17 protein-coding genes are annotated in these 23,214 nt (G+C 72.8%); 9 read left to right on the top strand and 8 right to left on the bottom strand.

The annotated features are described in order from the left end of the window. Positions 1–83: 83 nt before the first annotated feature. The 3 genes from VKA29_RS02615 to VKA29_RS02605 all read right to left on the bottom strand — a co-directional run bounded on the left by VKA29_RS02615 (position 84) and on the right by VKA29_RS02605 (position 7,938). Entirely contained in the window at positions 84–5,474 is a 5,391-nt protein-coding gene (locus VKA29_RS02615; RefSeq protein WP_324783473.1) for a type I polyketide synthase, read from the bottom strand. A 469-nt stretch (positions 5,475–5,943) separates the two neighbouring features. After that, on the bottom strand, positions 5,944–6,879 hold the full coding sequence (gene murQ / locus VKA29_RS02610) for an N-acetylmuramic acid 6-phosphate etherase (protein ID WP_324783472.1): 936 nt from the start codon (positions 6,877–6,879) through the stop codon (positions 5,944–5,946). A 78-nt stretch (positions 6,880–6,957) separates the two neighbouring features. Then, a complete protein-coding gene (locus VKA29_RS02605; protein WP_420718415.1) occupies positions 6,958–7,938 on the bottom strand; it encodes a MurR/RpiR family transcriptional regulator in 981 nt (326 codons plus the stop codon). A 56-nt stretch (positions 7,939–7,994) separates the two neighbouring features. Here VKA29_RS02605 and VKA29_RS02600 point away from each other — a divergent pair, with 56 nt between their 5' ends. Both VKA29_RS02600 and VKA29_RS02595 read left to right on the top strand, forming a co-directional pair. Then, positions 7,995–8,381 carry a hypothetical protein gene (locus VKA29_RS02600; RefSeq protein ID WP_324783470.1) on the top strand — a complete coding sequence of 129 codons (387 nt, stop codon included), beginning with the start codon at positions 7,995–7,997 and terminating at the stop codon, positions 8,379–8,381. Further along, the gene (locus tag VKA29_RS02595) at positions 8,378–8,671 is read left to right on the top strand and encodes a DUF4031 domain-containing protein (protein ID WP_324783469.1); all 294 of its coding nucleotides are present in this window, start codon (positions 8,378–8,380) and stop codon (positions 8,669–8,671) included. Before VKA29_RS02600 ends, VKA29_RS02595 begins: the two co-directional genes overlap by 4 nt. Here the strand turns inward: VKA29_RS02595 and VKA29_RS02590 are convergent. Next, positions 8,641–9,747: a GNAT family N-acetyltransferase gene (locus VKA29_RS02590; protein ID WP_324783468.1), complete on the bottom strand. Its 1,107-nt coding sequence runs from the start codon at positions 9,745–9,747 to the stop codon at positions 8,641–8,643. The two genes, VKA29_RS02595 and VKA29_RS02590, sit on opposite strands and share 31 nt — an antisense overlap. Positions 9,748–9,866: 119 nt before the next feature. On the opposite strand from VKA29_RS02590, the gene VKA29_RS02585 reads away from it, so the two are divergent. Together VKA29_RS02585 and VKA29_RS02580 are read left to right on the top strand one after the other, a co-directional pair. Continuing rightward, complete coding sequence (locus VKA29_RS02585; protein WP_324783467.1) at positions 9,867–11,132, top strand: glycosyltransferase family 4 protein; 1,266 nt, start codon at positions 9,867–9,869, stop codon at positions 11,130–11,132. After that, complete coding sequence (locus tag VKA29_RS02580; RefSeq protein WP_324783466.1) at positions 11,129–12,001, top strand: transferase; 873 nt, start codon at positions 11,129–11,131, stop codon at positions 11,999–12,001. The genes VKA29_RS02585 and VKA29_RS02580 overlap by 4 nt, the downstream gene beginning before the upstream one ends. A gap of 9 nt (positions 12,002–12,010) precedes the next feature. Here the strand turns inward: VKA29_RS02580 and VKA29_RS02575 are convergent, their stop codons facing one another. Next, a complete protein-coding gene (locus VKA29_RS02575; protein WP_324783465.1) occupies positions 12,011–12,655 on the bottom strand; it encodes a hypothetical protein in 645 nt (214 codons plus the stop codon). A 157-nt stretch (positions 12,656–12,812) separates the two neighbouring features. Here VKA29_RS02575 and VKA29_RS02570 point away from each other — a divergent pair, with 157 nt between their 5' ends. Both VKA29_RS02570 and VKA29_RS02565 read left to right on the top strand, forming a co-directional pair. Further along, positions 12,813–13,490: a maleylpyruvate isomerase family mycothiol-dependent enzyme gene (locus VKA29_RS02570; RefSeq protein WP_324783464.1), complete on the top strand. Its 678-nt coding sequence runs from the start codon at positions 12,813–12,815 to the stop codon at positions 13,488–13,490. Positions 13,491–13,623: 133 nt separating this feature from the next. Beyond that, complete coding sequence (locus VKA29_RS02565) at positions 13,624–14,316, top strand: copper homeostasis protein CutC (RefSeq protein ID WP_324783463.1); 693 nt, start codon at positions 13,624–13,626, stop codon at positions 14,314–14,316. A 265-nt stretch (positions 14,317–14,581) separates the two neighbouring features. Here VKA29_RS02565 and VKA29_RS02560 read toward each other — a convergent pair whose 3' ends face one another. Together VKA29_RS02560 and VKA29_RS02555 are read right to left on the bottom strand one after the other, a co-directional pair. Further along, positions 14,582–16,654, bottom strand: a complete 2,073-nt coding sequence (locus tag VKA29_RS02560; protein WP_324783577.1) for a HelD family protein — start codon at positions 16,652–16,654, stop codon at positions 14,582–14,584. A 291-nt stretch (positions 16,655–16,945) separates the two neighbouring features. After that, entirely contained in the window at positions 16,946–19,333 is a 2,388-nt protein-coding gene (locus VKA29_RS02555) for a M4 family metallopeptidase (protein ID WP_324783462.1), read from the bottom strand. 153 nt (positions 19,334–19,486) lie between these two features. On the opposite strand from VKA29_RS02555, the gene VKA29_RS02550 reads away from it, so the two are divergent. From VKA29_RS02550 to VKA29_RS02540, 3 genes are all read left to right on the top strand, one after another. Beyond that, the gene (locus VKA29_RS02550) at positions 19,487–20,446 is read left to right on the top strand and encodes a LysR family transcriptional regulator (RefSeq protein ID WP_324783461.1); all 960 of its coding nucleotides are present in this window, start codon (positions 19,487–19,489) and stop codon (positions 20,444–20,446) included. 234 nt (positions 20,447–20,680) lie between these two features. Then, complete coding sequence (locus VKA29_RS02545) at positions 20,681–20,842, top strand: hypothetical protein (protein ID WP_324783460.1); 162 nt, start codon at positions 20,681–20,683, stop codon at positions 20,840–20,842. Positions 20,843–20,930: 88 nt separating this feature from the next. Next, positions 20,931–21,308, top strand: coding sequence for a hypothetical protein (locus tag VKA29_RS02540; RefSeq protein ID WP_324783459.1), 378 nt, complete (start codon positions 20,931–20,933; stop codon positions 21,306–21,308). A 221-nt stretch (positions 21,309–21,529) separates the two neighbouring features. Here the strand turns inward: VKA29_RS02540 and VKA29_RS02535 are convergent, their stop codons facing one another. Next, the gene (locus VKA29_RS02535) at positions 21,530–23,173 is read right to left on the bottom strand and encodes a DNA repair helicase XPB (protein ID WP_324783458.1); all 1,644 of its coding nucleotides are present in this window, start codon (positions 23,171–23,173) and stop codon (positions 21,530–21,532) included. Positions 23,174–23,214 lie beyond the last annotated feature (41 nt).

Here is a 23,214-nt window from a genome sequence, read left to right as displayed (position 1 = left end):
CCCGCCTGGGCGACGTTCCCGGTTCCGGCGCCTGGCCCGTCGGACGTGTCACGGAGACCAGGCGCCAGAACCGCACCGGCCGATCAGAGCGACGGGCTGTCGCCCAACGCGCTCGCGATGTGCTGGGCGAGCTTTCGGGGAGAGGGGCCCTGCAGGATCTTGGCCACGGGGACGCTGACGGCCAGGTCCGAGGTGATACGCGCCCGCAGCTCCACCGACATCAGCGAGTCCACCCCCAGACGCCTGATCGAGACGGCGTCGTCCACCCTGTCCATGGTGAGCCCGAGGACGGAAGCGATCTGCTCCTGGCAGTAGGCGGTGAGGAGTTCCTCCCGGCCCCGGGAGTCCGCCTGGAGGACCGCCCCCCGATCCAGCCGCCCGGACCCCGCGTTCTCCTCGGCCACGTCCTTCGCGTCCGCCGCCCCAGCGGCCGAGCCGCCCGCTGCCGCGAACTGGCGGAACACGGAAGACCTGGCGCGGGACGGGAAGAACTTGGTCCACTGTTCGAGGTCCAGGGACATGACCGCTGCCTGCGGGGTCCACTCGCCGATGAGCCGGCCGAGCGCGTTGAACGCCACGTCCGGGCTCATGGCCGCGAGGCCGCGGGACGCGAAGCGCTCGCTCGAAGCGGTGTCCCGCGCCGCGATGCCGATCTGGTCCCAGCGGCCCCAGTTGACGGTCAGCGCCGGCCGGCCGCGCAGCCGCCTGTTCCAGGCGATCGCGTCCATGAAGGCGCTCGCCGCGGAGTAGTTGGCCTGCCCGGGGGACCCCATGAGCGAGGCCGCGGACGAGAAGAGCACGAAGAAGTCGATCGGGTCGTCGGCGGTGAGTTCGTCGAGGTTGCGGGTGCCGTCGATCCTCGGCGCCGAGGTGGCGTTCAGGCTCTCGCCGTCGAGCTGGGTGACAATCCGGTCGTCGAGCACCACGGCCGAGTTGATGACGCCGGCGAGGGGCGGAAGGTTCTGGCGCACCCAGTCGAGCACCTTGCTCAGCCTCGCTCGATCGGCGATGTCGGCCCGCAGCGCGTGAACGCTCGCTCCCTTCGCGCGCAGCGCCTCCAGCTCCGGCAGCAGGGCCTCGTGCTCGCCGCGGCGCCCGAGGAGCACGAGGTGCCGCGCCCCCTGCTCGACCATCCACCGCGCGGCTCGCAGACCCACTCCGCCCAGGCCGCCGGCGACGAGATACGTCGAGTCGTCGCGGAAGAGGGGGCCGGGCTCGGACGGCGTGAGCGGGTGCGCCACAAGCCGGTGTGCGAACCGGGAGGTGCCGCGCAGCACGATCTCGTCCTCGTCGGCGTCCGCGCTGATCTCGTTCCACAGGCCCCGCAGGTCGGCGCCGCCCGGATCGGCCGGCAGATCGACGAGGGAACACCTCAGGTCCGGGAGTTCGTACATGGCCGTGCGCCCCAGCCCCCAGACGGCGGCCTGCGGGGGAGAGGTCCACCGGTCACCCGGAACGACCGCGTGAGCCCCGCGGGTGACCAGCCAGACCCTCGGTGGAACGGCCGACTGGGCCTCCGCCACCGCCTGGAGGACGGTCAGCGCCGTAGCGGTCTGGTCGAGGTCCCCCTGGGCATTCGTCGTCGGTGCGGCCAGACAGACGACACCGGCCCAGGGCCCCGCCCGCAGAGCGCTGGGCAACCGCTCGCTCAGGGACGGCCCGTCCGCCGCGAGGAGTTCGCATCCGCCGCCGCGTTCGCGCATGAGCCGGCACAGGTCGGTGGCTTCCGGCGTTCCGTCGCCGATGACGAGCCAGCGCTGTGCCTTCGCGCCACGGGCCTTGGACAGCGGGGCCAGGCGCTCCCACCGGGAGACGCGGGCGAGATCGCCCGCGCGACGCTCGGTCACCTGGGGGAGTTCGCGTTCCAGGCGCTGCACCCGCAGACCCTCGACCTCCAGCACGGTGGTTTCGTCCGCACCGGCGAGTATCAGGTCGGCGACGAGGAAGTCCACGTCGTCGGCGGCTGAGCGGCGCTCGGCGTGTGCCCGCAGAGTGCCGCCGAGCGGGACCGGCGTGCGGTGGACGACGCGGTCGATGGTGGTCGGCAGGTAGCTGTCCTCACCCGTCCGGGAGGGCAGCATCGGCATCATGCTCTGGATGAAGCTGTCCGCGAGAGCGGGGTGCACCCGGTAGTGAGGGGTGCGGTATTCGTCCGACACGGTGGTGTCCAGCCGCGTCACGATGTGCGACGCGGCCTGCCGCACGGCACTGATCGCCCTGAACGGGCCGTCATGCTCGACACCCCGACGGCGCATCGCCGCGTAGTGCTCGTCGGCCGACAGCGGAACGGCGTCCTCGGGCTCCTTCGGGCAGGGCGCCGACGCCGGAGGCGGACCAGCGACAGCGGCAGTCCGCGCGGTCGCCAGACACACCCACTCGCTCACCGCCGCGTCCTCTTCCACGGCCACGTGGCAGGTGAGTTCCAGGACGTCGTCGCGTCGACGGGCGAGCACCTGCACCAGACGGGAGGTGTCCTCGTCGAGGAAGAGGGTGTCCAGGAACCGGACGTCCCGGATCTCGACGGGGTCCCCGTTCCGCGTGGCGCCGGTGGCCTCGGCAGCGGCGGTCAGGAAGAGTTCGACGTATCCCGTGGCCGGAAAGACCGTCGTACCGTGCACGCGGTGCTCGGCCAGGTAGGGAAGCGTGGCCAGGCCGAGACGGAACGTCCAGGCCAGCGCCCCCGGCTCGACCGCCAGCGGTGTGGGACGCCCCATGACCGGGTGGGGTGTGCCCTCCGTCAGCGGGCTTCCGCCCGAGGGCTGCGCCACCGGGACGGACCGTTCGGCCGCGGGGTTCCAGTGCCGTTCGTGCTCCCACGGGTAGCCGGGCAGCGCGACGTGCTCGCCGCGCGGAAGGTACCGAGCGGACCAGTCGACGGTCCGGCCCGCCGCGTGCCAGGCCGCCAGCGTCCGGGACAGGGTGGGCCGGCCCGGCTCGTCACGCCGCAGCGAGCCGGCGACCAGCGGCGAATGTCCCAGTGATTCGACGGTCTGCTGCGTGGCCTGCACGAGGAGGGGATGGGCGCTGATCTCCAGGAAGCCGGTGTGCCCGTCCTCGGCCGCGCGCTCCACCGCCTGCCGGAACAGCACCGGCTGCCGCAGGTTCCTGATCCAGTAGTCGCAGGTCAGCTCCTCACCGGACAGAACCGTTCCGGTGACGGTGGAGTACATCGCGACCGCCGCCGGCCTGGGCGCGACGGGGGAGAGCACGTCACCGAGTTCTGCCCGGAGGGCGTCCATATGGGAACTGTGGGACGCGTAGTCGACCCGCACCTTCTGGGCGAACACGTCCTGAGCCTGAAGCGCGGAGACCAGTACCTGCACGGCCGTGGTGTCACCGGCGAGGACGACCGACTCGGGGCCGTTCTCGGCGGCGACGACCACCCGGCCGTCGTAGGGGAGCAACGCCTTCTCGGCGTCCTCCAGGGACATCGCCGCCGCGGCCATGGCGCCGTGCCCGGTCACCGACTTCAGCAGGCTGCTGCGGCCGCATACTAGGAGAGCGGCGTCCTCCAGCGTCAGCGCGCCCGCCACGTGGGCCGCGGCGATCTCGCCCTGGGAGTGCCCGATGACCGCGTCCGGAGTGACACCCCAGGAACGCCACAGGGCGGCGAGGGAGACCTGGAGAGCGAACGAGACCGGCTGTACGACGTCCACGTCGACCAGCTCTTCGCCGCTGGTGAGGCGGTCGACCACCGACCAGCCCAAGTGGGGAAGCATCGCGTCCGCGCAGGCCAGCATCGACTCGCGGAAGGCGGGTTCCCCGAGCAGGTCCGTCCCCATTCCGGGCCACTGCGCCCCCTGACCGGGGAATATCCACACCGTGCGGTTGTCGGTCCCGGTCACCGTGCCGGTGACGGCGCCGTCGGTGACCTGCCCCTCGCCGAACGCGCTCAGCACGGCATGCGCCTGATCGATGCTGTCGCAGGGCACCGCCAGCCGAAAGTCGTGGTGGGTACGTCGCCTGGCCAGGGTGTGGCACACGTCGACCAGGGTCAGGTCGCTGTCCACGAGGGCCTGCGCGTACCGCCCGGCGGTGGCACGCAGAGCACTGCGGCTTCGCGCCGACACGGTGACCACGAGATCGCGGGGGACTTCCCCCGCCTCGTTCGCCTCGTTCGCTTCGTCGGCTTCGTCGGCTTCGTCGGCCTCGTTGGCTTCCGGCTCGGCCCGACCCACCGCCGGAGGCCCTTGCAGCACGAGATGGGAGTTGGTGCCGGCGATGCCGAAACTGCTGACGCCGGCGAACCGGGAGGCGGGATCCGAGGGCCAGGGCTGGAGTCCGGTGGGAACGCGAACGGGCAGCCGGTCCCACGGGATGTCGGGGTTCGGGGTCTCGAAGTGGAGGTTGCCGGGGATCCTGCCGTGCTTGAGTGCCAGAGCCACCTTGATGATGCCGGCGAGACCGGCAGCCGCCTCGAGGTGCCCGATGTTGGTCTTCACGGACCCGACGAGCAGGGGCCGGTCCTGCGGACGTCCCTCCCCCAGCACCGTACCCAGGGCTTCCAGCTCCACCGGATCACCCACCGACGTGCCGGTACCGTGCGCCTCCACGTAATCGACGGCGCCGGGGGAGACTCCCGCGTCCTGGTAGGCCAGGCGCAGTACGTCGCTCTGGCCCGCGACGCTCGGCTTCATGAACAGGTCGCTGCGTCCGTCGTTGTTGGAGGCGCCGCCCCGGATCACCGCGTAGACGGGATCCCCGTCCTTGATCGCGGCCGTGAGCCGCTTGAGGACGACCACCCCGGCTCCCTCGCTCCGCACGTACCCGTCGGCACGGGCGTCGAACGCCTTGCACCGCCCGTCGGGGGCCATCATGCCGCCCTGCGAGAAGCTGACGCTGTGATCGGGGTTCAGGATCACATTGACCCCGCCGGCCAGCGCGACGTCGCACGATCCGGTGCGGATGGACTGGCAGCCCATGTGCACGGCGACCAGGCCGGAGGAGCAGGCGGCGTCCAGCGCGACGCTCACGCCCTTGAGGTCCAGCGCGTAGGAGATGCGCCCCGCGGCGCCGCTGCGGGCGCTCCCGGCGGCGCTGTAGACGTCCAGGGCGGTGGTGTCACCGCCGAACTGCCGGTCCCCGAAGTCGTTGTTCACGACCCCCATGAAGACACCGGCGCTGCTGCCGCTGAGCGACTCGAGGGTGAGACCGGCGTCCTCCACGGCCTCCCAGGCGACCTCCAGCAGGAGGCGGTGCTGCGGATCGATCTTCGCGGCCTCCCGCGGCGCTATTCCGAAGAATCCCGCGTCGAACTCGTCGACACCGTCGACGAAGCCGCCCCACCGGGTCGTGGTCTTTCCCGGCGTGGCCGGCCGGGGATCGTAGAACTCCTCGATGTCGAAGCGGTCGCCGGGAACTTCGGAGATCGCGTCCCCACCCGCCGTGAGCAGATCCCACAGTTCACGCGGACCGCTGGATCCGGGAAAGCGGCAACCGATTCCGATGATGGCGATCGGTTCATGCTCATTCATCAACTGCACCCCGTAAGTCATTGAAGGGCCAGGCCCCGTGAAAACCCGGCCCCGAAAAGAGAACGAAGCGAACCGGACGCGCCCGATGGCCGTGGTCATCGGCTTTTCCGATCGGTCCCGTCCGTCTGGACTTCCGAGGATCGTCCGTATGCGCTCGGGACCTCAGACGCCGCTGAGCGGCGAGACAGTTCCCTCGTCTTTTCGTCTTCGTCGATTGAGTATTGTTTACTCAATTGCGGCTCCGGCTCGAACCCGGAGGAACTCACGGTGTCGCGGGAGCGACCGCGTCACTCATTTTCCTGAGTGACGCGGATCTCATCCGGCATCCGGTGCGGCGCATTTCTGCCGTAGCCAGTCACAGGCCAGGTCGTAGGCCGAGTCACAGGCCGAGTCACAGGCCGAGGCGTAGGCCGGGGCGGGAAAACCACCCCGGTGCTCCGGCCGGGTCGTGTTTTCCTGACCGGGCCGGTCAGCCGTCCGCCGATGCCAGCGCGGCGCGCAGGTGGCCGCCGGACTCCGCCAGGAGCCGGGCGGCCGTGGGGCCGTCGACGTCGGCCAGGAGGGTGAGGATCGCGTTCTTCACCTCGCCGCCGGTCGCCGTCAGCGCCCGCTCGATCTCCTCGTCGCCCGCCCCGGTGGCGAGCGCGACGATCCGCCGGGAACGGGCGCGCAGCTTCTCGTTCGAGGCGCGCACGTCGACCATCAGGTTCCCGTACGTCTTGCCCAGCCGGATCATCGTGATCGTCGAGAGCATGTTCAGGACGAGCTTCTGCGCGGTGCCCGCCTTCAGGCGGGTGGAGCCGGTGAGCAGTTCGGGGCCGACGACGATCTCGATGCCGTGGTCGGCGGCGGCCGCGAGCGGGCTGCCGGGGTTGCAGGCCAGGCCGACGGTCAGCGCGCCCAGCCGGCGGGCGTGCCGCACGGCGGCGACGGCGTACGGGGTGCGGCCGGAGGCGGAGACGCCGACGACGGTGTCGGCGGGGGTCAGCGCGAGGCCGTCCAGGTCGTCCCGGGCGAGCCGCGCGGAGTCCTCCGCGCCCTCGACGGAGGTGACCATGGCCTCCGGGCCGCCCGCGATCAGGCCGACGACCTGTCCCGGGGCGGTGCCGAAGGTCGGCGGGCACTCGGAGGCGTCCAGCACCCCGAGCCGCCCGGCGGTCCCCGCACCGGCGTAGACCAGGCGGCCGCCGCTCGCCATGCGCTCGGCGACGGCGTCGACGGCGGCGGCGATCTGCGGCAGCCGCTCGGCCACGGCCGCCGGGACGGTGGCGTCCTCGGCGTTCATCAGCCGCGCGATGTCGAGCGTGGGGAGCCGGTCGATCTCGGCGAGGTCGGGGCGGAACGCCTCGGTGGTCAGGTTCTCCAGCTCGGCGCGGAGGGCACGGGGGTCGGACGTGGATGTCATGGCGGGCGGCTCTTTCGTGTGGGGTACGACTGAGGCTGCTCGGCTGCTCGGCTGCTCGGTGGTGAAGACGCGCGGGGGCTACCGCCGGTGCCGGTGGGCCAGCGCCTCGTACGACGCCGACAGCGCCGGCGCCGCCGTCTCGTACGTCCGCTGCGCCACCCCCACGAACAGGCAGTCCACCACCAGGAGCTGACTGGTCCGGGACGACATGGCCGCCGGGCGCAGTTCGCTCTCCCGGGCGGTGGAGGTGGTCAGCACGTGGTCGGCGTACTGGGCGACGGGACCGTCGGGGCGCCCGGTGATCGCCACGGTCGTCGCCCCGCGCTCGAAGGCGACCCGCAGCGGCTCGATGACGTCCCCGGTCGAACCGGAGTGCGTGATGGCGATGGCGACGTCGCCGCCGCGCAGCTGCACGGCGTTGGTGACGGCGAGGTGCGGGTCGCTGTGCGCGTGGGCCATCAGCCCTATCCGCAGCAGCTTCTGCACCAGATCCTGGGCGACCAGCCCGGACGCGCCGACGCCGTACACGTCGATGCGCCGCGCGGCCGCCGCCGCGGTGACCGCGGCCCCTAGCTGCACGGTGTCGAGGCCGGCCGCGGTGTCGGCGAGGGTCTGCTGCTCGTCGTAGGCGAGCTTGGCCACGACATCGGCGATCGGGTCGTCGACCGCGATGTCGGTGGTGATGGCGGGGGCGCGGCCGGACTGCTGCTGGGCGGCCAGCCCGGCGAGCGCGAGGCGCAGGTCCCGGTAGCCGGGGTAGCCGAGCAGCCGGGCCGTGCGGACGACCGTCGCCTCGCTGGTGCCGGTGAGCTCCGCGAGGCCGGTGACCGTGAGGGCGGCGCAGCCTGCCGGGTCGCTCGCGACGGCCTCGGCGACGCGCTGCATGGAACGGGTCATGGACGGCCCGAGCGTGCGCACCTTGGCCGCGAGGGCGGCGGGGGCGGGCGGCGCGGGGTGTGCGGCGGTCCCGGGGTGCGCGGGGCGCTCGGGGTGCGCCGGGGGTGCGGTCGCCCCGCCCGGAGCGGCTGTCGCGAAAATTTCCTTCGCGTCCTGGGTCACACCTTGAAAGATATTTTCGGCTCGGCGTCGTGGTCAAGAGTGCGCACAATGGAGACATGGACCCCACCGTCAGCCCGCTGGAGCAGGCGTTGCACGCGGCACGCGCCCTGGTGCTCGCCGACCTGGTCGCGGACGGGGTCGCCGAGGCGGACGTGGTGTCCCTCGTCGAGGACTCCGTCGTCCAGCGGCGCTGGTGGGTCGAGCAGTGGCCGGACGGCGCCGGGTTCGTCGCCGGGCTGGTCGCCCAGGACGTCCAGGACGCCCTGCTCGAACGCCACGGCCGCTGGCCGCTGTGCCCGGTCTGCGGCTCCGGCGACCCGCACGCCCTCGACATCGAGCCGGAACTCGGAGCCGACCCGCACTGGGTGTGCCACAAGGCGGGCGTACGGGTGGCGGCCGTGGGCTCCCTCGGACCGGTCACGGGCGGGACGCCGCCCGGGTGACCGTCTACATCGATCCGCCCGCCTGGCCCGGACACGGGCGCATGTGGTCCCACCTCATCAGCGACGTCTCCTACGAGGAACTGCGCGCCTTCGCCGACGGCCTGGCCCTGCCCCGCCGCGCCTTCGACCGCGACCACTACGACGTCCCGTCGCACCGCTACGCGGACGCGGTCGCCGCCGGCGCGGTCCAGGTCGGCAGCCGCGAGGTGGTACGCCTCCTCACCACGGCGGGCCTGCGGCGACGCAAGCGGCGGGCGGCTCAGCGTTTCGGCGCGGAGGCCAGTTCGTAGGCGAGAGGTCCGGTGTCCCCGTCGGCTCCGCTGTCACCGCCGTCCTCGCTCACCCTGCGGAAGCCCGCGCGGGTGACGACCGCCTGGGAGGGCAGGTTGTCCGGTTCGACGACCGCGAGCAGCGCGCTCACGTCGTCGCGGGCCAGCGCCCAGGAGGCGAGGGCGCGCAGCGCCTCGGTGGCGTAGCCGTGACCGCGGGCGGTCGCGACCAGGTCGTAGCCGATCTCCGCGCGGTCCTCCTCGTCCGGGGCGCCGTGGAAGCCCATGCCGCCGATCGCGCGGCCGTCCTCGCGGCGCACCAGGATGAACATGCCGAACTCGGGCCGGTGCACGCCCTTTTCGTACGCCTTGAGCAGCATCCCGGCCGCGTTCCGGGTGCCCTCGTACGGGCCGCCCGCGAGCCACCGGAAGCCGCCGTCGCCGCCCGCGGCCAGGTCGGCGGCGGCCGCCGGGGTGACGCCCTGGAGGACGAGGCGGCCGGCGGGCAGGACCAGGTCGTTCTGCCAGCGCCACTCGGTGACCTGGGTGCGGCCGGGCAGTTCGCCGCGGCCGGTGGCCCACAGCAGGGTGCGCCAGTGGCCGGGGCCGGGACGCACCCGCGGGAAGATCCGGGTGAGGACGAACTCCGCGAGTTCCGGAGCGGGTTCGTACGGCAGGCCCAGGCCGAGCGCGATGTCGTGCGTGTGCAGCAGCACCTCGGCGACGCCCATCGCCGCGAAGCCCTCGCGGTTCGCGCTGCGGAACGGGTACGGGTGGAAGGCGCGCACCTCGCGCGGGGTGGTGCGGATCGCGGCGGCGAGCAGGGCGCCGGCCGTCCCGATCACGTCCAGGGCGCCCGCGTTGCCGGTGCCCTCGTCGAGCACGATCTCGAAGGGGACGTACGCCTCCTGCGCGCGCCCCGCCAACTGCCCGGCGTAGGCGAGGAGATCACCCGCGACGTGCTCCGCGGTGCGGCGGCAGCTCCACTCCAGCGTGCCCGCCCGCACCCCGTCCCAGTCGCGGTCCGCGGCCGCCCGCAGCAGCGCCACCGCGCCGGCCACGGCCTGCTCCACCCGTTCTGCGCACATGTCTGCCATGGCGGCACGCTATTGCGCACGCGTCCGACGCGCACGCGCATTACCCACCGACCCCCCGCCGGTGCAACGGAGCGATAACACCGGCAACCGCCGGGCGAGTTGCCGGTATCTAGTCCGCCATGAAGATTTCTTTCCTCATTCACAACGCCTACGGGATCGGAGGCACCATCGCCACCACCTTCAACCTGGCCCAGGCGCTGGCCGAGCGGCACGAGGTGGAGATCGTCTCGGTGCTGCGCCACCGTGAGCGGCCGCAGCTCGTCCTGGACCCGAAGGTGTCCCTGCGGGCGCTGGTCGATCTGCGGCACGAGAAGGAACATCCGCTGCATCTCAGACCGGCGCGGGTGTTCCCCGCCGCCGAGCACCGTCACCGGCAGTACAGCGAGCTGACCGACGAGCGGATCGGCCGGTACCTCGAGTCCGTCGACGCCGACGCCGTGATCGGCACCCGGCCGGGGCTCAACGTCCATCTCGCGCTGCAGGCCCCGCGACGGGTCGTCCGGGTCGGGCAGGAGCACCTCGCCCTCGACCGTCATTCGCCCCGGCTGCGCACCGCGCTGCGCCGGGCCTACCGCGGGCTCGACGTGCTCACCACGGTCACGGAGGCGGACGCGGCCGCCTACCGGCGCAAGATGTGGCTGCCCGGGGTCCGGGTGCAGGTCCTGCCCAACAGCGTCCCCGATCCGGTGCTGCCGGCCTCCGACGGCACCGCCAAGGTGGTGGTCGCGGCCGGCCGCCTGGTCGCGGGGAAACGTTACGACCTGCTCATCGAGGCGTTCGCCCTGGTCGCCGCCGAACGCCCCGACTGGCGGCTGCGCATCTACGGCACCGGCGAGGAACGCGGCCGGCTGCGGCGGCTCATCGAGAGCCTCGGCCTGTACGACAACGTCTTCCTGATGGGCGCCGCGGCCCCGCTGGAGGCGGAGTGGGTCAAGGGCTCGATCGGCGCGGCCGCGTCCGACTTCGAGTCGTTCGGCATGACCATCGTCGAGGCGATGCGGTGCGGACTGCCGATGGTGAGCACCGACTGCCCGCACGGTCCCGGCGAGATCATCGAGGACGGCGCCGACGGCCGGCTGGTTCCGGTCGGGGACCGCGCCGCGCTGGGCGCCGCGCTGCTGGAACTCGTCCGCGACGACGGACTGCGCCGCCGCATGGGGCGTACCGCCATGGAGAACGCGCGGCGGTTCGCGCCGGCCGCCGTCGTGCGGCAGGCCGAGGACCTGATCGAGGAGGCGGTCTCGGCGAGAGCGAGCGGACGCAGGCCGGCACGGAACCGGGCCCGCATACGCAGCGCCCTGACCGGCGGCGGCTTCGCCGCCCAGGACGCCGCCCGTGTGCTGCGCAGCAGCGCGCTGGGCACGGTACGGAGGGGACGGCGATGACGGACCACCCGGAGAACGCCGCAACGGCACCCGGTCCGGGACCGCGCGCGGACTGCACGGTCGACGCGGACGGCCGCGTCACCTTCCGGCTCCCGCCGGGCACGGCCGCCGGCTCCCCGGCGCCGTACCTGCTGCTGCGGCTGCGTCCCAGGAAGGGCCGGCCCGAGCAGGGGCAGCCCGAGGTGACCCTGCGGCTCCTCGACCCGGAACCGGGGGACGGCGACGACCGCAGACGCGCGGTCCTCGATCCGCGGCCCGCCCTCGCCGAGGGACGGTGGGACGTGTATCTCGTCCCCGGTCCGGGGGCACCGCCGCAGCGGGTGCGCCCCGGCCTGCGTGACCTGCGGGCCCTGGTCGGCGGCCCGCTCCGCGAGGTTCGGGCGCCGGTGGCCGTGCGGATCCCGTACGCCACCACGGCCGGCTCTCTCGCCGTGCGGACCTGGCTGCGCGACGCCCATGCGGAGGTGGAGCGCATCGAGGTCACGGACCGCTCGATGACGGTCGGGGCCCGGCTGCACGGCGTCGGCCCGCTGCCCGGGACAGCCACCGTACGACTGTGCCGGCGGGGCGGGGACGGCGTCCCGCTGACCCTGGAACCCCGGGCCGGGAGCGACGGCCGGGGCTTCTCCTTCACCGTGGACTACGGGGAGCTGGCCGTCGGCGGCACCGGAAGCCAGGTGTGGGACCTCTCCGTCCGGCTCAGCTCCGCCGACGGGATCCCGCCCGTCCGGATCGGCCGGCTGCTGGACGACCTGGCCGACCGCAAGGACGTCTTCGTCTATCCCGCGGCAACGATCGGGGGTGTCGTGGTGCGTCCCTACTACACGGTCGACAACGACCTCTCCGTCCAGGTGACACCCGCCGGCTGACACGGGGAGTCAGAGCGACAGCATCTCCAGCTCGGCGGTGAGGTTGTAGCGCGCCGTCGCCTCCCACGCGCGCTGCCCGTGCGGGGTGTGGAACAGGTGCGGCAGGGCGAGGAGTCGGCGCAGGACGTCGGAACGGCCCGCGCGGAACGCGTCGTTCGGCACGAAGTGGTACTCCTCGCGGACGGCGGCGGTGTAGGCGGCGTACGCGGAGGGCGGGGCGGCGAGGACCGCCAGGTCGGCGTCGCACAGCACCGCGCCGTTCGCGTCGCCCGGCTCGGGGGCGTGCGTGACGGTGAGCCGCACCAGCCGGGCCACCTCGGCGGTCCCGTCCGGTGCCAGCCCGGCCTCGGGCAGGGCGCGTTCGGCGAGCCGGGCGGAGCGCTCCTCGTTCTCGGAGCGGTCGGGCAGGTAGACGGCGTCGTGGAACCACGCGGCCAGGCGGACGACGTCCGGGTCGGCGGCGTACTCCGCCAGCGTGTCGACGTGGTCGAGGACCGCGGTGAGGTGGGTCAGCGTGTGGTAGCGGCGCTGCGGTTCCTGCCAGCGGGCGAGGAGGTTGGCGGCGTACGGCGACGGGTCGGGGCCGCCGGCCCCGGACCGGGCCCCCTCCAGGGCACGGGCGAAACGGGCACGCAGGACGTCGAGATCGGCCATGCGGCCATTCTGCCCCCGGAGCGCGCCCGCGCCCGGTCCCGCCGGCGCGGGCGGGCCGGCGCACGCGAAGGGGGACCTTCCGGGAGATCCGGGTTCGCGGGGCGAGTTGTTCCGGTCCGGGGCCTGCCACGGCACCACCGGGACTAGCGTGACGTGCATGACGACTCCTGCGGATGTTTCCGACGTACGAGACCCCGAACTGCCCGGGCGGCTGCTGGCCGCCGAGCGTGACGCCCTGATTCCGCTGCTGCGGGCCCGGCCGGACGCGGACTTCACGCGTCCGGCCGTCGCGTGTCCGGGCTGGAGCGTGCGGGACGTGCTGGCGCACTGTTCCTCGGCGCTGATGCGGGTGGTGGAGAGCCGCTACGAGAAGGACGTGTTCTCGCCCGCCGCCAACGACCGCGACATCGCCGAGCGGGCGAGCTGGACGCACCAGCAGGTCGTCGACGAGCTGGAGCGCGGGATGACCGAGGCCGGGCCGGTGATCGCCGCGTCCGGCGGGCTGCTGGACAAGATCGCGCTGGGGGAGTGGGTGCACGGCGGCGACGTGCGCGTGGCGCTCGGGGAGCCGGGGGCGTACGGCGGGCGGCCGTTGCCGGACGCGCTGGCGCTGCTGGCCTACGTCACCCGGAAGGAGGGGCGGCCGTCGCTGCACGCCGACCTCGACGACCTGGACGAGCCGCTGAAGCTGGGCGACGTGAGCGGGGAGCGCCCGCCCGCGCGCTTCATCGGCGACGCCCCCACCCTCGTACGGCTGTACGCGGGGCGTTCGGCGGCCGGGGCCGCCTACGAACTGGCCGGGATCGGGGAGGGCGAGCTGAACATCTTCGGCTGAGCGGCGGCTGAGCGACGGTGGCTGAAGGGCGGCGGCTGAGGGGAGGCGGTGTGGCGGGGCGGGGCGGGCGTAGTCTTCAATTGGATTGGACTAGACCTGTAGCCGCCCGATGAATGCCGACGAATGGGGTCCCATGAGCAAGCGTGCAGTCCTGGAGGTGATCGCCCTCGACACCGAGGACGCCGTCGCCGCCCAGGCCGGAGGCGCGGACCGTCTCGAACTGGTCACCGACATGGCGGCGGACGGGCTCACCCCGTCGACCACGACCGTCGCCGCCGTCCGCGCCGCCGTCGACATCCCGGTACGCGTGATGCTGCGGCTCTGCGACGGCTTCGCCGCCGGGGACGTCGAACGGCTCGTGGAGACGGCCGGGCACCTGCGGGAGGCCGGGGCCGACGAGTTCGTCCTCGGCTTCCTCGACGCCGACGGGGAGGCCGACCTGGCCGCCGTCGAACGGGTCGTCGCCGGGCTCGACGGGTGCGCGTGGACCTTCCACCGGGCGATCGACCGGGCCGCCGACCGCGACGCCCTGCGCAAGCGGCTGGACGGCCTGCCCGGACTGGACGCCTACCTGACGGCCGGGTCGGCGGCAGGCGTCGACGACGGGCTCCCCACCCTGCTCGCCGAGGCGGAGCGGGGCGGGGAGCCCGGCTACGAGCAGCGGATCCTGGTCGGCGGCGGACTGCGCCTGGACCACGTGCCGCGCCTGCGGTCCGCCGGCATCGACGCCTTCCACATCGGCGGCGCCGCCCGCCCGGGCGGCTGGCAGGCGCCGGTGTCGGCGGCGGCCGTGGCGGGATGGCGAGCGGCCCTGGACGACGCCTGAGCCGGGCGCGACGACGGCAACGGCCGACCGCCGGCGCCGGTCTGTGGCTCACGGGCGCCCGCGCCTGCGAAGGTGATCCGGCATGCCTCCCGAACGGTGCCGAGGAGGCACCGGACGCGACCGCCGCCGGTCACCTCGATCCGCCACTGCTCGCGGGTCTGCCCGCGGCGGGTGCCGGCTGCCGGGCCGCCCTTACGGCGGTGGCGCCGGGGCATCGGGGCACATCACCCGTCGCGTGCACGCGGGCCGGGGCGTACGTCCGTGATCACGTCAGCTGGGCTGGGAGCGGGGCCGTGTGGGTGACGGTCAGGCCGGAGACGGCCCGGGTCAGGGCCACGTACAGGCGGCGCAGGCCCGTGCGTTCGTCCGGTTCGCCGTCGACCACGGCCTGCGGCTCGTCGAGGACGACGTAGTCGTACTCCAGGCCCTTGGCGAGCGAGGCCGGGACCAGGGTCAGGCGGGTCTCGGCCGTCGTCTCCTCGCCGGGCGCCAGGTGGGCGATGCCCGCCGCCGCCAGCGCCTCGGCCAGCGCCCGGACCCGGGCGTCGGCGGCGATCAGGCCGGTCGAGCCCTCGTGGCGCAGCGACTCCTCGCACGCGGCGACCACTTCGGCGGTGTCCGTGACCCGGCGGACGTCGAAGAAGCCCGGGTTCTCGCGGACCGACGCCACCGGCGTCAGGCCGGGCGCGATGTGCGGCAGCAGCCGGGAGGCGTACGTGATCACGTCCGTCGGGACGCGGAAACCGGCCGTCAGCTCCTCGATCACGCCGTCCGTCTTGCCGAGGTGGGCCAGCGCCTCGTCCCAGCTCCGCGTCGCCCACGGCGTGGTGCCCTGGGCGAGGTCGCCGAGGACGGTCGCCGAACCGGTGCTGCAACGCCGCCCGACCGCCCGGTACTGCATGGGGGACAGGTCCTGCGCCTCGTCCAGGACGACGTGGCCGAGGGAGGGCGTGCGCTCCACGATGTCCCGCGCCTCGTCGATCAGCACCGCGTCCGCCGGTGACCACCTGGCCGACTTCACCGACCGGACCGGCTTGGCCCACAGGATCGTCTTCCGCTCGTCCTCGCTCAGCAGGCCCTCGGCGTGCTCCGCGAGGAACTCCGCGTCCGTGAGCAGCCGCAGCACGAGTTTCGCCGGGTCCACCGGCGGCCAGACCGCCTTCACGGCCGCCTTCACCGCACTGCTCCGGGCCACCGCGTCCTGCACCCGGTCGTCCGGGGCCTCCCCGGAGCGCTCCATCTGCACCAGCACCGCGTGCGCGACACGCTGCGGCAGGGCTTCGCGCGCGGCGCCGTAGCGGATGTCACGCTCCAGCAACTCGCGGACGATCGCCTCCAGTTCGTACGCCGGCACCCGCCAGCGGCGCGAGCCGCGCACGACGACGACCGGCTCGGTCGGCATGGTCACGTGCGCGTACACGGCCCGCCGCAGCACCTGGGCCATCCGCGCGTCGCCCTTGACGACCGCCGCGGCCGCGTCGTCCGTGCCGCGCACCTCCACGTCGCGCCCGACCAGGTCGTCGACCGTGGCCTGCCGGACCGTCAGCTCGCCCAGCGCGGGCAGGACCTGCTCGATGTACCGCAGGAAGGACCGGTTCGGCCCGATGACCAGGGTGCCGGTGCGGGCCAGCCGCTCCCGGTGCGCGTACAGCAGGTAGGCGACCCGGTGCAGGCCGACGGCGGTCTTCCCGGTGCCCGGACCTCCCTGCACGCACACGGTCCCGCCCAGCCCGCTGCGGACGATCTCGTCCTGCTCGGGCTGGATCGTCGCCACGATGTCGCGCATCGGGCCGACGCGCGGGCGCTCGATCTCCTGCTGGAGCAGCCGGCTGGTGCGGGCCGTCTCGGCCGGGTCGGACAGGTGCTCGTCCTCGTACGCCGTGAGGTCGCCGCCGGTGTAGCCGAAGCGGCGGCGCAGCGCGACGTCCATCGGGTCCTTCTTCGACGCCCGGTAGAACGGCTGCGAGACCGGTGCGCGCCAGTCGATCACCATCGGGTCCCCGTCGGCGTCGTGCACGTGCCGCCGCCCGATGTAGAACCTCTCCCCTTCGGCGCCCTCGGCCCGGTCGGCGCCGGGGGCGTGCAGGTAGTCGAGGCGGCCGAAGAACAGCGGGGTGTCGCTGAGGTCGGCCAGCGCCTTGATGCGCTCCTCGATCTGGCGGGCCAGCACCTCGGCGTTGACCCAGTTCGCGGTGACGTCGCTGATGTCGAGCGACTCGACGTCCTCGCGCATGGCCCGCAGGGCGGTCCGGGAGGCGGCGAGGTGGGAGCGCTCACGGGAGAGGGGATCGTCGACGGGCGTGGACAAGGGGGTGCCTCCGAAGACCTGCGGTGACATGCCTGACATGCGTGACCGTCATGACGGCATCGCCGGCATGACGGGCGTGACTGGCTGCGGGATGCCGCCCGGTTTCCGTCCGGCCGGCGGCGCTCCGTGTTCGGGAGGCGGGCAAGAGCGGAGATTCTAGGCCAGGCCCGCGGGCGGCCGCCAACCGGTTTTCCGGCACCCGGCGCGGCCTCCTGCCCGGGGCCAGGAAACGGGTCGGCCCCGCACCCAGAGGCGGGCGCGGGGCTTACCGCTCCGACAGCATCGGGCCTCAGGGAGCGGCCCGTGTCGGCGAGCGCGTGCTCAGCCGGTCGTCAGGGCGGTGTCGTCCACGACGAAGTCGGTGGCGAGGTAGGCGTCCTCGACGCCGGTGAACTTCAGGGTGACCGTCTGGCCCGCCAGCGAGGACAGGTCGAAGGACTTCTGGCTGTAGCCGGAGGCCGCGTTGGCGTTCGAGTACGTCGCGAGGGTCTTCGAACCGGCGGTGACCGTCAGCTTGTCGTAGACGGCGCTGTCGAATTCCTCGGTGTCGACGTGCAGGTAGAAGGTCAGGGTCGCCTTGCAGCCCGCGGGGATCGTCACCGACTGGGACAGGGTGTCGGTGTGTGCGGAGCCCCAGCCGTTGAGCCAGGCCGTGTAGGAGCCGCTGTGGGCCGGCTCACGGCTGTCGTTGTTGATGACGCCGCTGTTGGTCCAGCCGGTGTTGCCCGATTCGAAGCCCGGGTTGGCCAGCAGCTGGGTCGAGGTGCAGCCGCCGCCACCGCCGCTGGTGCTGATCGTCCAGGTGAAGGTCGCGGTGCCGGTCGCGCCGGTGGAGTCGGTCACCGTGACGGTGGCGCTGTAGGTTCCGGCCGTGCCGGGCGTACCGGAGATCACGCCGGTGGAGCTGTTGATCGACAGGCCGGTGGGCAGGCCGCTCGCGGCGTAGCTCAGGGAGCCGCTGTTGGTGCTGTTCGCCTGGACCTGGAGGCTGACGGCGGTGCCCACGGTGGAGGACTGGCTGCCGGGGTTGGTGACGGTCACGCCGCTGCTCGGCGGGGTGATGTGGCTGCCGACGCTGATGCCGGCGAAGGCGTTGCCGACGGCCGCGTACTGGGCGGAGCTGGTGCCGTAGAGCGCGGCGGCGGCGTTGAGGGCGGCGGTGCGGGCGCCGGCGTAGTTGGTGCTGGACGTCATGTACGTCGTCAGCGCCTTGTACCAGATCTGCAGCGCGGCGGCCCGGCCGATGCCGGCGACCGCGACGCCGTCGGAGGTCGGGCTGTTGTACGTGACGCCGTTGATGGTCTTGCTGCCGCTGCCCTCGGAGAGCAGGTAGAACATGTGGTTCGCCGGGCCCGAGGAGTAGTGCACGTTGAGGTTGCCGACGCCGGAGTACCAGCTGTCGGCCGAGTTGCCGTCCTTGCTGGGCTTGTCCATGTACCGCAGCGGGGAGCCGTCGCCGTTGATGTCGACCTTCTCGCCGACGAGGTAGTCACCGGGGTCCGAGCTGTTGTCGGCGTAGAACTCCACACCGGCTCCGAAGATGTCGGAGGTGGCCTCGTTCAGGCCGCCGGACTCGCCGCTGTAGGTGAGGCCCGCGGTGTTGGAGGTGACGCCGTGGCTCATCTCGTGGCCGGCTATGTCCAGTGCGGTCAGCGCGTGGGTGCCGCCGGAGCCGTCGCCGTAGGTCATGCAGAAGCAGGTGTCGTCCCAGAACGCGTTGACGTACGCGCTGTCGTAGTGGACGCGGGAGTAGGCGGCCACGCCGTCGTTCTTGATGCCGCTGCGCCCGAAGGTGTTCTTGTAGAAGTCCCAGGTCGACTGGGCGCCGTAGGCGGCGTCCGCGCCCGCGGTCTGGGTGTTGGAGCCGGACCCGGTGCCCCAGACGTCGTCCGCGTCGGTCATCAGGGTGCCGGTCCCCGACGTGCCGTTGTTGAGGTTGTACGTCTTGTGGCCGCCGCGCGTGGTGTCGTACAGCTGGTACGTCGAACCGGACAGCGTGGTGTTCAGCGTCACGGAGCCGCTGTACTGGGTGTTGCCGGTACCGGTCTCGATGCCCTGGTACCGGCCGAGCTCCTTGCCGGTGGTGGCGTCGGTGACGACGTGCAGCCGGCTCGGCGTGCCGTCGTCCTGCAGGCCGCCGACCACGGTCTCCCAGGCCAGCTTCGGGGTGCCGCTTCCCGCCCAGATGACCTTGCGGACGCTGTCGGCGGCGGGCTGCCTGGCGTCCAGCGCGCGGGCCGCCTTCAGCGCCTTGGTCTCGGCCGCCGCCTTGGTCAGGGTGGCGGTGGTGGAGGCGACCTTGATGGTGCGCTTGGTGTTGAAGGTCGTGCCGACCGTGCCGGACGCCTTGGCGGCGGGCGGGGTGTGCACGACGAGGTCGCCGCCGAGGACCGGGAGGCCGGCGTAGGTGCGCTCGTAACGGGTGTGGACGGTGCCGTCGTTGTCCTTGACGACGTCCTTGACGACCAGCTTCTCCTTGGCCCCCAGGCCGAGCGTGCGGGTGGTGGCGGCCGTCTTGTCCTGGGCGCTCCGGATCAGGGCCTTGCGCTGGGCCGGGCTGAGCCTGGCCTCCAGGGCGCCGTGGCGCAGGCCGTGAAGTCCGCTGTCGGCGGCCCGGTCGGCCGCGGCGGCGGTGCTCGCGAGGGTGCCCGCGAGGCCCGCCGTCAGTGCCAGCGCGGCGAGGGCCGCCGTGAGTCTGGTCGTGTGCACGTCTGCTCCGGTTCCGTAAGGGGGAGTGGAATGCGCCCGAGTATGAGCGTGGGCATGGCAAGGAGGGGACATCTCATCGCTCATAAGGCCGGTGTTATGACCGGCCCCTCCCGGACCCTCCACACCGCGCGCCACCTTCCCTATCTTGTTGAAATGCAGTTGGAGTTGAGGCATCTCGAAGCTGTCCAGCGGATAGCGGAGGCGGGCAGTCTGGGGCGCGCTGCCGCCCGGCTCGGGGTTTCCCAGCCGGCCCTCTCCGCGCAGTTGCGGCGGATCGAACGGGTCACCGGCGGCGAGCTGTTCGTGCGCGGCAGAGGCGGCGTCGAGCCGACCCCGCTGGGCGAGTACGTGCTGTCCGTGGCGCGCCGGGTGCTCGGCGAGATGGACGCCCTGACGGCCGGAGCGCGAGCCGCCGCACCGCATCCGACCCTGCGGCTCGGCTGCATCCTGCTCGTCCTGGTGGACCGGCTGTTCGGGCACCTGGAGACGGAACTGCCCGGCCACGAGATCGACATCAGCACCGAGCGCTCGGCGGTCACACTCACCCGCATGCTCGGTGCCGGAAAGTACGACGCGATCCTGTACGGGGAGGGCGCCGACCACGACACGCCGCTTCCCGACGGTGTGGCGGCCCGCACCCTCATACCGAAGGAACCGGCCTTCGTGCGCCTGTCGGCCGCCCACCCGCTGGCCGGGCAGGAGCAGATCGAACTCGCCGACCTGGCAGGCGAAACCTGGACGACGCTGACCGACGACGACGACGGCTGCCCTGAAGCCGTACTCGAAGCCTGCCGCCGGGCCGGCTTCGCACCGAAGCTGCGCTACCGGATCGACGACCGCAAGATGCGGTGGGAGATGATCGCCGCCGGACGGGCCGTCTCCGTCTGCCAGCCCACCTCGCCGCACGCCGAGGGCACGGTACTGCGCCCGCTGGCCGGCGACCCGCTCACCGGCCGCATCCGGCTCGCCTGGAACCGGGCCGCAGTCACCGAGCGGCGCGCCGGCCGGCTGTACCGGGCGGCGGCACGCGCGTACCTCGACAGCATCCCCAACAACACCAGCTACCAGGCTTGGTGGGAATCCCGCCCGGAGCTGCACCCGGTCCTCGACTGAGCCCGGCGGCGGGCGGCGGCCCTGGCCCCTCTGGTCCCCCTCGTCCCCCTAGTCCCCATGGTCCCTGGTCCCCTTGGTTCCCCTGGTCCCCTTCGTCCCTCTGTCCTCGGATCCCCTGGGGGACGCGGCAGCCCCGGTGAAGGAGCGGGTCGGACCTGGGTACTACGCGGCACCGCCGACGGCTCGCCCCGCAGTCCGATGCGGACCTTATGTCCGGAACGCCACCATGGAGACATGAGTGCAGCAGCCTTCCACCCAGCGCCCTCGCACAGCCACCACCCACACCTCCACCGCCTCGCCGAAGTCCTGCACGCGGTAAAGGTCTTCGTCGGCGCCGCCTTCAGCGTCGCCGTCCTCGGCGAGTACGGCGAGGACCCGGGCGTCCTCCGTAAGTGACCCCCGCGTCGAACTGAGTACGAGCCCACCCGCGGGATGAGCAGGGGCACCGGCGCCCCGCCGCTCACGGGCCTGCTTTACTGCGCGCATGACAACACAGCACAACCCGGCACAACCCCTCCCCAGACCGGACGCGGACGCGCGGGACCGCCGGGCCTGGGTCGCGCCGCTCATCGCGACGGTCCTGTTCGTGTTCCTCGGCCCGGCCGCGCTGCTCATCGGCGGCATGTCCGCCATGGCGACCGACGGCTGCGGCCACGACGACTGCTCGGCACTCGTCGCGCAGCTCGACGTGGTCTACGCCGTCCTCACCTACGGAGGCCCGCTGGCCGTCCTCGCCTGCATCGCCGCGTGGGTCCTGCCCTGGAAGCGCCGCTGGTCGGCCGCCCGCCTGGTCGCCGCCGCCCTCACCGTGCTCCCGCCGCTGATCGTCCTGCTGCTGGTGTTCACGCTCCCCGCACCGTGAACCACCGGCCTGCCCGGCCCTGAACGGGCCGGACCGCTCCCGCACTCCGACGAGGCGGCCGGACCGCTCCCGGACTGCGACGAGGCGGCCGGACCGCTTCCGCACTCCGACGAGGCGGCCGGACCGCTGCCGGACTGCGACGAGGCGGCCGGACCGCGACGACGCGGCCGGACCGCGACGACGCGGCCGGACCGCTCCGACGCTCCGAGCGGCCGGACCGCTCAGCTCTCCGCGAGGATCTCGTCCGCGTCCACGATCCGGTAGGCGTAGCCCTGCTCGGCCAGGAAGCGCTGCCGGTGGGCGGCGAAGTCCTGGTCGATCGTGTCGCGGGCGACCACGGAGTAGAAGTGGGCCTGGTGGCCGTCGGCCTTGGGCCGCAGCACCCGTCCCAGCCGCTGTGCCTCCTCCTGCCGCGACCCGAAGGTCCCCGACACCTGGATCGCGACCGTCGCCTCCGGCAGGTCGATGGAGAAGTTCGCGACCTTGGACACCACCAGCACGCTGATCTCGCCCTCCCGGAAGGCGTCGAACAGCTTCTCCCGCTGCGCGTTGGACGTCTCGCCCTTGATGACGGGCGCGTCCAGGTGCTCGCCCAGCTCGTCGAGCTGGTCGATGTACTGCCCGATGACCAGGATCTGCTGCCCGGCGAACCGCCGCACCAGCGCCTCGGTCACCTTCCGCTTGGTCGCGGTGGTCGCGCAGAAGCGGTACTTCTCCTCCGTCTCGGCCGTGGCGTACGCGAGCCGCTCGGAGTCGGTGAGGTTGACCCGGACCTCCACGCAGTCGGCGGGCGCGATGTAGCCCTGCGCCTCGATCTCCTTCCACGGAGCGTCGAACCGCTTGGGGCCGATCAGCGAGAACACGTCCGACTCGCGGCCGTCCTCGCGCACCAGGGTCGCGGTCAGCCCCAGCCGCCGCCGCGCCTGGAGGTCGGCGGTGAACTTGAACACGGGCGCGGGCAGCAGGTGCACCTCGTCGTAGACGATCAGGCCCCAGTCGCGGGAGTCGAACAGCTCCAGGTGCGGGTAGACGCCCTTCCGCCGCGTCGTCAGCACCTGGTAGGTGGCGATGGTGACGGGCCGGATCTCCTTCCGCGTCCCGCTGTACTCGCCGATCTCTTCCTCTGTCAGCGAGGTGCGCTTCACCAGCTCGTGCTTCCACTGCCGGGCGGAGACGGTGTTCGTGACGAGGATCAGGGTGGTCGACTTGGCCTGCGCCATCGACCCCGCGCCGACCAGCGTCTTGCCCGCCCCGCAGGGCAGCACGACGACCCCGGAGCCGCCGTGCCAGAAGTTCTCCACGGCCTGCTTCTGGTACGGCCGCAGCGCCCAGCCGTCCTCGGCCAGCTCGATCGGGTGCGCCTCGCCGTCCACGTAACCGGCGAGGTCCTCGGCCGGCCAGCCCAGCTTGAGCAGCACCTGCTTGATCTGCCCGCGCTCGGAGGGGTGCACGGCCACCGTGTCCGGGTCGATGCGCGCCCCGACCAGCGGCGCGATCCGCTTCGAGCGCAGCACCTCCTCCAGCACCGGCCGGTCGGTGCTGGTCAGCACCAGTCCGTGCGCCGGGTGCTTGCTGAGGGTCAGCCGGCCGTAGCGGTCCATCGTCTCGGCGACGTCCACCAGCAGCGCGTGCGGCACCGGGTAGCGGCTGTACTGCACCAGCGCGTCCACGACCTGCTCGGCGTCGTGCCCGGCCGCCCGCGCGTTCCACAGGCCGAGCGGCGTCACCCGGTAGGTGTGGATGTGCTCCGGAGCGCGCTCCAGCTCCGCGAACACCGCGATGGACCGACGGCAGGCGTCGGCCTGCTCGTGGTCGACCTCGAGCAGCAGCGTCTTGTCGGACTGGACGATGAGTGGACCGTTCACCTGCTGGACCCCTTCCGAGCGGCCAAACGTCCAGTGTGCCC

The sequence above is a fragment of the Streptomyces sp. H51 genome (assembly GCF_035656535.1).
Lineage (GTDB): Bacteria > Actinomycetota > Actinomycetes > Streptomycetales > Streptomycetaceae > Streptomyces.
Note: the sequence above shows the minus strand (reverse complement) of the source record. Positions and strands in the feature narration are given on the sequence as shown.

Coding starts and splice junctions, on each gene's coding strand:
- VKA29_RS02615 (WP_324783473.1), bottom strand. CDS start 5,474: ATGAATGAGCATGAACCGATCGCCATCATCGGAATCGGTTGCCGCTTT.
- murQ (WP_324783472.1), bottom strand. CDS start 6,879: ATGACATCCACGTCCGACCCCCGTGCCCTCCGCGCCGAGCTGGAGAAC.
- VKA29_RS02600 (WP_324783470.1), top strand. CDS start 7,995: ATGGACCCCACCGTCAGCCCGCTGGAGCAGGCGTTGCACGCGGCACGC.
- VKA29_RS02590 (WP_324783468.1), bottom strand. CDS start 9,747: ATGGCAGACATGTGCGCAGAACGGGTGGAGCAGGCCGTGGCCGGCGCG.
- VKA29_RS02585 (WP_324783467.1), top strand. CDS start 9,867: ATGAAGATTTCTTTCCTCATTCACAACGCCTACGGGATCGGAGGCACC.
- VKA29_RS02580 (WP_324783466.1), top strand. CDS start 11,129: ATGACGGACCACCCGGAGAACGCCGCAACGGCACCCGGTCCGGGACCG.
- VKA29_RS02575 (WP_324783465.1), bottom strand. CDS start 12,655: ATGGCCGATCTCGACGTCCTGCGTGCCCGTTTCGCCCGTGCCCTGGAG.
- VKA29_RS02570 (WP_324783464.1), top strand. CDS start 12,813: ATGACGACTCCTGCGGATGTTTCCGACGTACGAGACCCCGAACTGCCC.
- VKA29_RS02565 (WP_324783463.1), top strand. CDS start 13,624: ATGAGCAAGCGTGCAGTCCTGGAGGTGATCGCCCTCGACACCGAGGAC.
- VKA29_RS02560 (WP_324783577.1), bottom strand. CDS start 16,654: ATGTCACCGCAGGTCTTCGGAGGCACCCCCTTGTCCACGCCCGTCGAC.
- VKA29_RS02550 (WP_324783461.1), top strand. CDS start 19,487: ATGCAGTTGGAGTTGAGGCATCTCGAAGCTGTCCAGCGGATAGCGGAG.
- VKA29_RS02545 (WP_324783460.1), top strand. CDS start 20,681: ATGAGTGCAGCAGCCTTCCACCCAGCGCCCTCGCACAGCCACCACCCA.
- VKA29_RS02540 (WP_324783459.1), top strand. CDS start 20,931: ATGACAACACAGCACAACCCGGCACAACCCCTCCCCAGACCGGACGCG.